Origin of the sequence: Bacillus sp. SRB3LM (assembly GCF_015712745.1) — a bacterium.
Lineage (GTDB): Bacteria > Bacillota > Bacilli > Bacillales > Bacillaceae_G > Bacillus_A > Bacillus_A thuringiensis_K.
Window position 1 is genome coordinate 591,675 of sequence record NZ_VWVQ01000078.1, and the last position, 13,172, is coordinate 604,846.

The window sequence follows — 13,172 nt, forward strand, 5'->3', positions numbered from 1 at the left end:
AAGACAATTGCTAGTGGTCCTATCGAATGTATAGTCAAATAAATTCTAATCATACAAAAAAGGAAGTTGGAATCATTCCAACTTCCTTTTTTCTTTAATTAGCTGCACTTAATTTAATTCTAAGTTTTGTTTCACCTAAAGAAAGTTCATCGTCTTCGTTCGTTAAGTTACCAAATGTAAATTGTTTAACGAGTAAGTTTTCTTCCAATAAATCTTTATGGTTCGTTAACGTTCGCTGTAGTTCTTCTTCTGTATCAAGAATAATATCGACTCGTAAATTAACTGGTAAATTCAACTGTTTACGATATTCTTGAACCGCACGAATGAATTCACGCGCTACTCCTTCTTGTAACAATTCTTCCGTTACATTCGTATCTAACATAACTGTATATTGTCCGTTAGTCGTATTAGAGAATCCTGATTTTGCAACTTTCTCAACTAACACATCGTCAGCAGTTACAACTACTTCTTCTCCTAGTGTTGCTTCGTAAACTGCTCTTCCTGTTGATACAAAGTTTTGTACTTCTTCTTGTGATAATTGTTTTAGCCAACCATTCACTGCATTCACATTTTTACCGAATTTTGGCCCCGCTGTTTTAAAATTAAGCTTCAATTGATATGATGTGTATTTTGTTTCATCGAGTTCAACATGGAACGCTTTTACATTTAACTCATCCATAACGATATCACGATAAGATTCCCAATCCATATCATTCTCGTTATGCTCAAGTAATACAAGTTCTGCTAGCGGCTGTTTTACTTTTAAAGAATGCTGATTACGGTTACTTCTTCCAAGTTCAACAACTTGTAAAACAGCATCCATTTCCGCTTCTAATTTCGGTTGAAGTAGTGATTCATTTACAACTGGATAATCGGCTAAATGAACGCTTCTTCCTTCTAAATTCAGATGAATGTCTTCCGCAACAAACGGTGTAAATGGTGCAATTAATTTACTAATTGTTACAAGCACTTCATGAAGTGTCTCATACGCAGCTGCTTTCTCAGCGTTCATACCAGATTCCCAGAAACGATTACGTGAGCGTCTTACATACCAGTTACTCACTTCATCTACAAGTGCTGCAATTTCACGAGCTGCATTCGTAAATTGATAATCATCAAGTGCAGTTCTCACTTTTTTCGTTGTACTATGCAATCTTGATAATACCCATTCGTCTAATTTCGTAAGCTTTACATCATACGTTTCTTTCGGATTATACTCATCTAAATTTGCATATAAAACGTAGAAGCTATACACATTCACTAATGTATCTACAAATTTAGATTTCGCTTCCAGTACTGTTCTTTCAGAAAAACGCTTCGCATTCCACGGGGCACTATCAACAAGTAAAGCCCATCTTAGCGCATCTGCACCAAATTTATCTACTAAATCAACTGGATCTAGTGCATTTCCTTTGCTTTTAGACATTTTCTGCCCTTCTTCATCTAAAACATGCCCTAGTGATAACACTCGTTTATACGGTACTTTTCCTGTATATAGTGCTGATACTGCTAATAAACTATAAAACCAGCCGCGTGTTTGATCAATTCCTTCGGCAATAACATCCGCTGGAAACTGCTCTTCAAATAACTCTTTATTTTCAAATGGGTAATGATATTGTGCAAATGGCATAGAACCACTATCAAACCAAACATCAATCACTTCTGGTGTACGATTCATTGTGCCTCCGCATTTCCCGCAGCAGACTTGCACTTCATCTACATAAGGCTTATGCAATTCCAAATCTTCTGGTGTTTCTTTCGTACTATGCTTTCTTAATTCGGCAATGCTTTTCGGTGCGAACTGATGATCACAACTTTCACATTCCCATACATTCAATGGCGTTCCCCAATATCTATTTCGGCTAATATTCCAATCTACCATATTTTCTAAAAACTTACCAAAACGTCCATGTTTCATATGATCCGGATACCAAGTAACAGAATCATTATTTTGTAAAAATGTATCTTTAATTGCAGTTGTTCGGATTAACCAACTTTCTCCTGCATAATAAAGTAGTGGTGAATCACAACGCCAGCAATGCGGATAGCTATGTTCATATTTTTCTTTATGATACAGTAAACCTTCCTTCGCTAAATAACGAACGATATCCACGTCACAATCTTTTACAAATTTCCCTTTCAAAAATGGTACTGCCTCTGTATACTCACCTTTTTCATCTACAACGTGCAAGAATGACAATCCTTCACTTTGGACAACTCTATAATCGTCCTCTCCATATGCTGGAGCAATATGAACAAGTCCTGTACCACTATCTCCCGTTACAAAATCTGCTGCAATAACGCGGTAACCATTTGTAACTTCTTTCATCGGAAATGGCGCTGTATAAGATGTGTTTAATAATTCTTCGCCTTTATGAACAGATAATACTTCATAGTTCTCTTTTAATACTTCTTGTACACGTTCTTTCGCAACAATGTATACATGACTTTCTTGTTTTGCTTTAACGTATTCTATATTTGGATGGACAGCAAGCGCAACGTTTGCTGGAAGTGTCCAAGGTGTCGTTGTCCAACCTAAGAAATACTCATTTTCACTATCTTTCACTTTAAACTTCACAGTTGCACTTAAATCTTTTACTGTTTTATACCCTTGTGCAACCTCATGTGAGCTCAATGAGGTTTGGCAGCTTGGGCAGTATGGTGAAACTCTATGTCCTTTATATAACAATCCTTTTTCATGGATTGTCCCCAAAATATTCCATACACTTTCGATATATGGATTCTTTAAAGTTACATATGGATCATCCATATCTACCCAATAACCAATACTTTCAGTGAATTCGCGCCACTGCTTCTCATATGTGAAAACACTCTCTTTACACTTTTGAATAAATGGTTCAATGCCATATTCTTCGATCTCATGTTTACCAGAAATACCAAGTTGCTTCTCAACGCCTAATTCTACAGGTAAACCATGTGTATCCCATCCTGCTTTTCTTAACACTTTATAACCAGCCATCGTTTTATATCTTGCTACTAAGTCTTTAATTGTTCGTCCAAGTGCATGACCTACATGCGGTAGTCCGTTCGCCGTTGGTGGTCCTTCATAAAATACGAAAGACTGTGCGCCTTCTCGATTCTGAATTGATTGTTCGAAAATATTTTGTTCGTTCCACTGTTTGCGAATTCGCATTTCTCTTCCTACAGCTGATTCTTTTACATCTACTTTTTCCATATACAATCACTCCTTTGAATATTTTAAAGCACACAAAAAACCCGTCCCTATAAAGTAGGGACGGGTTTACCCGCGATACCACCCTAATTCTATTAGCTTTTTCACTAATAGCACTTAGCAACGTACTATCATACGTGTTCTTTGTAACGGTAGACATCCGTCCGGGCTTACTTACTTTCAGCCTCGGCTCCTCGGAGATGATTTTCAAATAACGTCTGCACACCGGTTTTCAGCAATATACCGGCTCTCTGGAGAACAGCTCACTATTTTACTCTTTCTCGTCTTCAGATTTGTATACTTTGTTAAAAGTTATTTTATGCCATTTAGCAACTAATTGTCAACTAATTCAAAATATATCCTTATCTTTTTTCCCTATTCTTATACAATTACTTTTCAAATTCTCGCAATGCTGCTAAATTTTCATCATCCTCAATAAGTTCAGCAAAGAATCCCGATTCATCCTCACGAAGGACAAATTCAAGCTCTTCCTTCGCCTCTTCATTTCTATTTAACTGTGCTAAATAACAAGCTCGATCATATCTTGCTAACAAATCACTCGCGTCAATTATTAATACTTCATTTGTTATTTTTTCTGCCTTTATCGTTTGGCCGGCACCATGATATGAAGATGCTAAAGAAAGAAGAATTGCTGTTTCATTTGGATGATGTATAGAAGCATTTTCTAATACATGAATTGCCTCTTCAAACCTTTCTTGACTTTGATATATTTCTCCTAAAGCAAGAAATGCTCTACTTACAAACGGTGTTTGCTCTGTTAATTGTAAGATAATCTTTTCTGCTTTTCTTTCTTCCCCTGCTTTAAAGAATACTTGTGCTTGCAGAAGAAGAGTATCATAATCATCTGGTAGTTCTCGAACCATTTGTTTCGTTAATTCCAAAGCATCTCTTAACATATCTTCTTCCTCGCACTCAACGAAAAGATTTGCAAGTTGCTTCGCTACGTCATAATCCCATTTATTTTCTAGTGACGTGTGTAGAATCTCTATTGCTTCTTTATTCATCTCTACATTCTCATAAAATAGCGCAAATCGCTGTGCTGCCATACTATTTTTCGGATTTAACTTTAAAGAGATTTCATATAAATCAATTATCATAGTAACCATTGAAATTTCTTTCGCACGATTTTTCATACGATAAAAAGCTCTCGTAATGATAGATCGTTTCGGCTGTTCATGCAGCTGGCGTTCAATCCATATTTCCGTAACCGCAGCTGCAGCATACATGAATGCTGTACTCCTTTCTGCTTTTTTCACCTTTAATGTATGAAGAAAATCTCGTATGTTAGACAATTTTTTATGTTGCTCTACTGCTTTTACATAAACATCAAATATACGTTCATTATCAAAATCTTTTTGTATTACTTTCATTGCAACTTCAATTGCTTTTACATTTCTTTTTTTCACTAATACTTTTGCATAATGATATAGTACTTCTATATGCTCACCATCTAATTGTAGCGCGTATTCAATCTGTGCTTGTTCTTTATCTGTTTCATTCATCGCTCCGTACACATATGCAATCGCATCTAAACGCCATATTTCAGGTACTTCGTCCGCTAATTGTTCTAGTTCAGTCAGCAATTCTTCCTGAAGATTCATATCTACTGAAAGCTGTGCCAAATATTCCATATTAATATGCAACGGCTCTTCTTTCATCGCCTGAACCATATGACTTTGTTCTTTAGAACGGTTTTCTTCTTTTTCGTATATTTCCGCAAGCTGTAAATGTACACCTACGAAATTCCCATCAAGCTCTAAACATGTTTCATACGCCTGCTTTGCTTCCGTCAATTGCCCTAATGCCATAAGTGTTTCGCCAATTCGGTAATACGGTAATGCCGTTTCCATTTGTTCTATCGCCTTATTATATCTTTTCATCGCTTGGCCGTACTGTCCAATAGATTCATATAAAATACCTGCATAACAACCGTACTCACTTACTTCATTTCTTTCTTTGTGTAACGTTCTTAAAAATGCTATACCTCGTTGTACAAATTCCGTTCCTTTAATTCGATTCACATATTCATCTAACGCACTTGCTACATTATAATCACTTTTCTTTATACCATTTTCTAACTTAGATAGCGCTACTTTAAACCCTTCTTCATTTCCACCAAGTTCAATTTCAGCATCCCATAAAACCATTCCTGCATTCATGAGGAAATCTTGGCTCTTTTCAATTTGCTTCTCAAGACCAAGTATATATTCTTTTGCTTCCTTATATTGTTCTCTTGCCATATAAACTTGTGTAAGTCCGAAGTGAGAATAAACATCCTCATCATTTTCTTCTAAAGCACGATTATACAATACTTCTGCTTCTTCCAAGCTATCATTTTGAAAATGATAATCACCTAATTTTACGTAAAGAGGTGCTTTATCATCACAATTCTCAATACCCTTTAATAAAATTTCTTTCGCACTTTCCTCATCCTTCAAATCAGATTCGTATATTTCCGAAAGTTTCGTATAAATGTAAGGTGCATTACTATCCAAATGAATCGCTACTTTAAGCCCTTTTATTGCTAAATATAATTTCCCTAGTTGATGTGCACATCTCGCTCGTTCATACCATACATGCGCTTCATATTTATACTCTTTTAACAAGTCATTAAAGATTTCATATGCTTCTTCATATCTTTCTAAATCTATTAATATTAAACCGTGATTTGTTAAAGTGAACCTTTCAGGACTACGCTCTAACGCAACTTGAGAGTATTGCAATGCTTTTTCAGATTGATCAATATACATATAGGATAAAGCGAGAAAACTCCAAGCAATAGGCTGATCTGCGTCTAATTGTAACGATAAACGAAAGCTTGAAATCGCTTCTAGATAACTTTCCTGTTCAAAAGCATATCTTCCGTTTATTAAATGATATAAAGCACGATTATTTTTCTTCTCAACGCTTGTCAGCATTTGCTCCGCTTTCTCTACTTCTTGAAGACGAATAAAACACTGTGCACCATGCAATTTAACAAAGTCCGAGTTCGGAAACTTTTCCATTAACTTATCGATACAATATAAAATAAATTCTTTATCTACTTCAACATCTAAGTGCTTTATCGTATATAACCACGTATTTGGATTATCACTCGTTTCTTTTAAAAATTGTACTAAGTTACTAATCCCCTCTTTGTCATGTTCATCTAAATGATCCGTAAGAGAAAAAATAGATTTAAAATAACGATTTTCTTCTTCACTTAGAAACGCTAGTTGCTCCTTCTTTTCTTTCGGAACAAACGTGATTGCTAAACAGCCTGTATAACGATATTTTTCTTGTAATTTACTATATTCCACAAGAACTGGTTCTATAAAGTTTGGATCTTGAACATAGAAAGCTTGCAATGTATCATCATATCCAGATAGAACTTGTACGTGTGAAGCATGCTCAATATCTATACTTAATAAAACAGGAATTCCTTCGTCAATCAGTCTCTTATAATTCTCTTTATTCCCTTTAAAATAACGATATTCATAACCTAATTCTTCTAAATAAGAAACAGTATCTGAAAACTTCGAACCTGTCATATCAAAAATAAACTCTGCTATTTCATCTTGTGTACGTTTCTCTCCCCATATACGCAACATCATCTCTAAACTTGTCGGAACACAATAATTATCCTTTTGTACAATAGGAACTATCGGCAAGTGAACCTTTTTTCCATCCGGATTTTTTTCTAAATTATGATATAAAGATTCTTTTAAACTCTTTTCTTCTTTTAATAGTTTTTGTAAATCTGCAAATTTATTCATTTTGTACAGTGCTTCTGCACGTAAATGTACAAAGTAAGTATTATAGGCATGATACGGCAGCTGAGTATTTATGTTATCTATTACCGCTAACATCTCTTCATATTGCTCTAAATCTAATAAATACTTTATCTTCTCAAAATGAAAATATGGTACTTGTGGGAATTTTACAATTGCATCATCGATTAACTGTATCGCGCGTTTTTGTTCTCCTTTATTCGCATACAATTGTGATAATAAATAGGTAGATAACTCTTCACAATCTTCATGCTGCATGCCAGCAATAAATTGTTCTTCCGCTTTCTCCCATTCACCTGTATGCATATAAACGTAGCCCCATTTATCAAACACTGCGCGTGTACTGTACTCCTCTGCTTTTTGCATATACATTAACGCTTCTTCGTTTCGTTTCATTTCTAAAAGACATCGTACTAACGTAAAGTATGTTTTCGCTAAGAAATCTGCATCTATTTCTTCTTTACTTAACTCTTCTAAAGAAGATTTTAACAACTGCTCTGCTTCAAGAATTTTCCGCTCATCAATTAACTCATCACAATATAAAGAGAGCGTTCTCATATTTGGGAATTTTTTATAAGCGTAACGAATGAGGAATGAACTGTATTGGTGCATAAGCCCTTCATCAGTAAGGCGAATTAATATATCGAGCTCCTTATGCGAAGGAATATTGGCCAGCCAATTCTTCACATAGGATAAAGTATTCGTTTCTTTTATATATGCAATTTCATTATTTATTTCCTGTAATCCATCTACAAATCTCTTGTCTTTTAAACAAGTTTCTAACTGCTTAAAATCTAGCATGCATTCACCTCGAATTTATATTTAAACTGCTACTTGCTTAGATTTTACACACCATATAGTATGTATTCAACTAAAATCTCTTATAATGGATCGTATTAATTAATATTATTCAAATTTATAACAAAATATAGTAAAAATGATTGTTTTTCTCCGTATTTTGTTTAATTATATGGAATAACGTAACATGCAATTTTAATCTTGTAGAAGCTGAAATTAGTACATAAAATTATATCGGCGATAATTCAAATATATCAGCGATTCTTTCATTTTATCGGCGATTTTCAAATTATATCGACCGATTCTTAACATTTATCAGCGATTATATGTCGAATATCGACTTATCGACATTAAACGACAATCCTTATACATCATACCTTTTAACAAACTATGTCACCAAATTTAATTTTCATATTGGGAGCGTATACAAAAGAAGAATACACATGAAATATTTTAAAAAATCGTAGTTCAGCTTCATATTGAGCTAGCGCATTATCATATATTAATCCTCTGGCTATTAAACGTTCTACAAATTGTTGCTTATCACCCGGATCACCTGCAATCCCCTCTTCTTTTAATGATTGATACAAATCGTTTTTATCATTGTGATGCATATTTAAATCTAAAAAGTTCACTTTATCGCTTACTCTACATTCAATATTTTTCACACCTAATTCACTTAAATATATCGGTATTTTCATGCATATATTGCCATCTTTACCATTTCTTTGCGTATCACTTTCAAATAATTTCTGCAAAACACCTAGCTGAATAAATTCCGATTGTTTCTCCCCATCTAGTAAATAAGAAGCCGTATTAGAAATCCAATGTGGTTCAAAACAGATTATTTTCCCGCCTCCTTTTATATACAAAACTAAAGTTCTCTATATAATAGCCGTATTCCTACACTTTTCTTAAAATTTCAAAGCAAAAAGCTAGTGTATTATTAAAAATACACTAGCTTTTTATTTGGAAGAAAAATTTAACAAGTACAATCACAATCAAAACAATCCGTACAGTCTAAATCGTCACAATCTGCTTTTCTCTTTCTTTTGTTTCTTTTAAGATAATAATACAGTAGCCCAAACAATAGTATACAAATAACAAAAGCTATTATTGCTTCTGTATAGTTATTTTGAGTCATAAAACCAATTCCACTTCCGCCTGAAATAAAAATTAGAATTAAATAAATCCAGAACATCTATGTAAATACCTCCATTACTATATATCTTAAGATAATATCCATATAACAGTAGATGAAATGAATAATCCCATACCATTACCGCTTAATACACCAGTAGTTATTCTTAGCAAATTTGAGCTACTTCTCCATTTCCACTTTTGGGTGAGCCCATCGATAAGTAACGGAATTTGAGCGAAAAATGATAGTATGATTGCCAAAAGAAATGAAGGTGTCATATAAAAATAAATTGGAAACATTAAAATACCAATAAGCATGCCTGTACAACGCGCACATAAAGGTATGTACTTTTGTAGTTTAAAAAAACTCCTATCTAATCTTCTATGACAAGGAATTTGTAAAATAAAAGTTCGAATCAATATGAATCACCCTCTCTAAAAAGATTTTAATTGATTTTGCAAAAAAAATATATATCCAATAAAAAAACAAACCAGGTTTATACTAGACCCAGTTTGTCAGTTTACTACTATGTTACATTTCCTCAGGTGCCTCCACCCCAAGTAAACGTAATCCTTCTTTTAATACAACCGTCACAGCATAAACCAATGCGAGTCTGCTGTCTTTTTCTTTGCTCTCTTCTAATATACGAACATTACCGTAATATTTATTGAATGATTGTGCTACATCTAATATATATTTCGAAATAAACGATGGCTCATTTTTATTGAAAGCTGCTTCAATTATTTGCGGGAATTTATTTAGTAATTTTACGACACTCCAGCTATGATCGTCTTTTAAAGCAAATGTACATGTTTCAAATTCTACACTTTCTTTTCTTAAAATAGAACAAGCACGTGCATGTGTGTACTGTACGTACGGGCCTGTTTCTCCTTCAAATTTCAGCATGTTTTCTAATGAGAATTCAATATTGTGCATACGCTCATTTTTTAAATCGTGGAAGATGACTGCACCAACACCGACTTGCTTTGCTACTACTTCTTTTTGTTTTAAGTTTGGATTTTTCTCTTCAATATTTTGTTTTGCAAGTTCGATTGCTTCTTCGAGTACTTCTTCAAGTAAAATAACTCTTCCTTTACGTGTCGACATTTTCTTACCATCTTTTAAAATGAAGCCAAACGGTACGTGTTCCATACCATCAACCCAAGTATAGCCAAGTTTTTTTAATACGGTGAAAAATTGATTGAAATGTAAGCTTTGTTCTGGACCAACAACATATAGCGCTTTATCAAACCCATAAGTGTTTTGACGATATAAAGCTGCCGTTAAGTCACGCGTTGCATAAATCGTCGCACCATCTGATTTTCTAATTAAGCAAGGCGGCATTCCTTCTTCTTCTAAATTAACGACTAATGCACCTTCTGATTCTTCAAGCAACTCATGTTCTTCTAAAATCCCAATAAAATCTTCCATTAAATTATTATAAAATGCTTCTCCCTGAAAATTAGTAAATTCTACGCCGAGAAGTTCATAAATGCGAGAAAATTCTTTAAGGGACTCATGACGGAACCAATTCCAAAGTTCTACCGCTTCTTCATCACCTTCTTCTAGTTTCTTAAACCAAGCACGTCCTTCTTCTTCTAGTTCTTCGTCGTCTTTTACCTCTTCATGGAATTGGACATATAACTTAAATAGCTCACGTATTGGATCTTCTTTAACTACTGCTTCATTTCCCCATTTTTTATAAGCCGTAATTAACTTTCCAAACTGTGTTCCCCAATCTCCTATATAATTAATCCCTACAACTTCATAGCCACATTTTTCAGCGATATGTTTCAGCGAATTTCCTATCATTGTAGAACGTAAATGCCCCATCGAAAAAGGTTTCGCGATATTAGGAGAGGAATAATCAATTACTACTGTTTTTTCACAGCCAAAGTGGTTTTGACCGAACTCTTCTTTCTCCGCTAAAACTGTTTTTAATACTGCATCACTTACAGTTTCACGATTGAAAAATACATTTACATAAGGACCAACGGCTTCTACTTTCGTAAAAAACGGATCATTGAATTTCTCAGCAACTTCCTTTGCGATAAGAGCTGGTGCTTTTTTATATTGCTTCGCTAATGAAAAGCATGGGAACGCTGCATCTCCAAATTCATCTTGTTTCGGTGTTTCAATTAAATCTAAAATTTGTTTTTGCGTTAATTCATTCGTGAAAATATTAGATAAACTTTCCGCAAACTGCATTTTATAATCCATGATACAACCTCCTTATTTTTTAAAACACAAAAAACTCGTCTCTAAAAAAGAGACGAGTTTTAACCCGTGGTACCACCCTTGTTGTTCGTTACGAACCACTTTCCCGTTTATAACGAGGACAGGGGGCCTCGGCTTTCTCTACTATTCGTTCAAGAAGCATCTCCGAAGTGCGCTTCACCTTTTTCTTCCGTACTAGGCTCACACCATCCCTAGCTCGCTTTCCTTCTAAAAAAGACTACTCTCTTCATCACAGACAGTATATTTAATTAATTATTGCTTATTATACATCTTTTCAAACAATTAGCAAGGGTCAATTACACCAAAGTGAAACTTAGCACTTTTTCTTTTGTATACATAAAAATTGTGTTTTTCAAATCTAGAACTACGAAAATGATCTTTTAAAACGACACGTTTTCTCGCCACTCGTTTTGCCTCCGCAATTGTTTCGTCAGTAATATCATGATACAAAGCGAAGTGTTTTAATCCTTTAATTCCATCGGATTCTATGACAGTTTCTTCAAACATCGGATCAAGGTAAACGACATCGTAACTATTGTCTTCACATTGCGCTAAAAATGAAAAATGCTCCGTTTGCTTTACTTGAATTCTTTGCATTGCTTCATCAATTTCAGAAACGGATGAAGACCATGTTTTCAAACCATTTTCCATAATATAAGCCATATACTCATTGCCTTCAAGTCCTGTTACTTTTCCGCTTTCACCAACAACATAACTAGCTACAATACTATCTGATGCCATCCCGAGCGTACAATCTAACACTGTCATTCCTCTCTCTAATTGCGTGGCTTGTACAAACGGATCGTGTTCTCCACGCATTAACCTTTTCACACGAAACATCGCTGAGTTCGGATGAAAGAAAAACGATTCTTCCGTACCTTTCGGATAAATAGCTAATCGGTTCTTCCCTACGACAAGCACATCTTGTTGATACTGCTCATGTAATTTATGCACTGGTATGTCATTACGTTTAACGAATGAACGATTTAATTCTGCGGCTACCTGCTTTGCATAATCTGTCATTTCTTTATTCGTTCTTCCTGCTGTTGTTACGATCATTGTTTCACCTCTATATAAAGAAAAGAGGGAGATTTACTCTCCCCCTTCTTTAGCAATTCTTTTCGAAAGCTTGTTCTAAGTTCGTAATAATTTCGTCCATAGTTGCACCTTCAATTTCATGACGGTGAATGAAGTGAACAACTTCTTTTCCTTTTAATAATGCCATAGATGGTGAAGATGGAGGAATTTCTCCGAAGTATTCACGCATTTTTGCAGTAGCATCTTTATCTTGACCTGCGAATACAGTTACAAGATGATCAGGTTGTTTTTCAGCACGAACAACCGCTTGACCTGCTGATGGACGTGCTAAACCAGCTGCACAACCACAAACAGAGTTTACAACTACTAAAGTTGTACCTGATGTATTTTCCATAAATTCTGTTACAGCTTCTTCTGTAGTTAACTCTTCAAACCCAGAACGCACTAACTCTTGGCGCATTGGGATTACCATTTGGCGCATGTATTCTTCATAAGCATTTGACATCTTGTAATCTCTCCTTCAACTTTCATTCCAAATTCATCATATCACGCTCTATTAATAGGTGCAAAAGAAAGATAACGATGATTTCATTTTTTTGTAGGGATTTCACAAACCCCACCGCGGCAATGCCCCACTGGAACAAGTTTTCTATTATTAGCGATATAATCGTATACTTTACTTCCAAAACCAAGTACGATAGATAGCTTTATAAAAGGAACGGCAAACCAATAAGATGGAACGGCCTTTGCTAATACATCTATGCTCTGAATACCGTCATACCACTTATTATGTTTTAAAATATACAATCTTTGTTCCATCTTGCTTTGTAGTTCTTGAGAAAGTTCATACTTCTCAACTACATTTTCATCTCGAAATGAAACAAATTCCATCTTACCCTTTTTATCTAATTTTTTCGTACGTTCTGCAACGGCCGTACACATCGGACACCAACTATCATAGAAAACAATCATA

General features: G+C 34.7%; 8 protein-coding genes, 1 pseudogene and 2 other annotated features. All 9 genes and pseudogenes read right to left on the bottom strand.

Going from position 1 to position 13,172, the window contains the following annotated elements; all coding sequences use genetic code 11:
- Positions 1-94 precede the first annotated feature (94 nt).
- On the bottom strand, positions 95-3,196 hold the full coding sequence (gene ileS / locus F3I02_RS26540; protein ID WP_196478581.1) for an isoleucine--tRNA ligase: 3,102 nt from the start codon (positions 3,194-3,196) through the stop codon (positions 95-97).
- Between the two features lie 53 nt (positions 3,197-3,249).
- Positions 3,250-3,490 (bottom strand) — a binding site (T-box leader).
- Positions 3,491-3,582: 92 nt separating this feature from the next.
- Complete coding sequence (locus F3I02_RS26545) at positions 3,583-7,785, bottom strand: bacteriocin-processing peptidase family protein (RefSeq protein ID WP_046946358.1); 4,203 nt, start codon at positions 7,783-7,785, stop codon at positions 3,583-3,585.
- 377 nt (positions 7,786-8,162) lie between these two features.
- Positions 8,163-8,648, bottom strand: a pseudogene (locus tag F3I02_RS26550) (methyltransferase); the annotation flags it as partial.
- A 116-nt stretch (positions 8,649-8,764) separates the two neighbouring features.
- Entirely contained in the window at positions 8,765-8,983 is a 219-nt protein-coding gene (locus F3I02_RS26555) for a hypothetical protein (RefSeq protein WP_000498606.1), read from the bottom strand.
- Positions 8,984-9,012: 29 nt separating this feature from the next.
- A complete protein-coding gene (locus F3I02_RS26560; RefSeq protein ID WP_046946359.1) occupies positions 9,013-9,342 on the bottom strand; it encodes a DUF2085 domain-containing protein in 330 nt (109 codons plus the stop codon).
- A 112-nt stretch (positions 9,343-9,454) separates the two neighbouring features.
- Positions 9,455-11,143: an arginine--tRNA ligase gene (gene argS / locus F3I02_RS26565; RefSeq protein ID WP_000384908.1), complete on the bottom strand. Its 1,689-nt coding sequence runs from the start codon at positions 11,141-11,143 to the stop codon at positions 9,455-9,457.
- A 45-nt stretch (positions 11,144-11,188) separates the two neighbouring features.
- Positions 11,189-11,403 (bottom strand) — a binding site (T-box leader).
- A 40-nt stretch (positions 11,404-11,443) separates the two neighbouring features.
- Positions 11,444-12,220: a class I SAM-dependent methyltransferase gene (locus F3I02_RS26570; protein WP_000637453.1), complete on the bottom strand. Its 777-nt coding sequence runs from the start codon at positions 12,218-12,220 to the stop codon at positions 11,444-11,446.
- Between the two features lie 49 nt (positions 12,221-12,269).
- Positions 12,270-12,704, bottom strand: a complete 435-nt coding sequence (locus F3I02_RS26575) for a BrxA/BrxB family bacilliredoxin (protein ID WP_000063706.1) — start codon at positions 12,702-12,704, stop codon at positions 12,270-12,272.
- Between the two features lie 83 nt (positions 12,705-12,787).
- On the bottom strand, positions 12,788-13,171 hold the full coding sequence (locus tag F3I02_RS26580; RefSeq protein WP_000634872.1) for a thiol-disulfide oxidoreductase DCC family protein: 384 nt from the start codon (positions 13,169-13,171) through the stop codon (positions 12,788-12,790).
- Between the last annotated feature and the right edge of the window lies 1 nt (position 13,172).

What these genes read in the sequence shown, in the direction of transcription:
- F3I02_RS26575 (WP_000063706.1), bottom strand. Translation starts at nt 12,704, where the DNA reads ATGTCAAATGCTTATGAAGAATACATGCGCCAAATGGTAATCCCAATG.
- F3I02_RS26570 (WP_000637453.1), bottom strand. Translation starts at nt 12,220, where the DNA reads ATGATCGTAACAACAGCAGGAAGAACGAATAAAGAAATGACAGATTAT.
- F3I02_RS26545 (WP_046946358.1), bottom strand. Translation starts at nt 7,785, where the DNA reads ATGCTAGATTTTAAGCAGTTAGAAACTTGTTTAAAAGACAAGAGATTT.
- argS (WP_000384908.1), bottom strand. Translation starts at nt 11,143, where the DNA reads ATGGATTATAAAATGCAGTTTGCGGAAAGTTTATCTAATATTTTCACG.
- ileS (WP_196478581.1), bottom strand. Translation starts at nt 3,196, where the DNA reads ATGGAAAAAGTAGATGTAAAAGAATCAGCTGTAGGAAGAGAAATGCGA.
- F3I02_RS26580 (WP_000634872.1), bottom strand. Translation starts at nt 13,171, where the DNA reads ATGATTGTTTTCTATGATAGTTGGTGTCCGATGTGTACGGCCGTTGCA.
- F3I02_RS26555 (WP_000498606.1), bottom strand. Translation starts at nt 8,983, where the DNA reads ATGTTCTGGATTTATTTAATTCTAATTTTTATTTCAGGCGGAAGTGGA.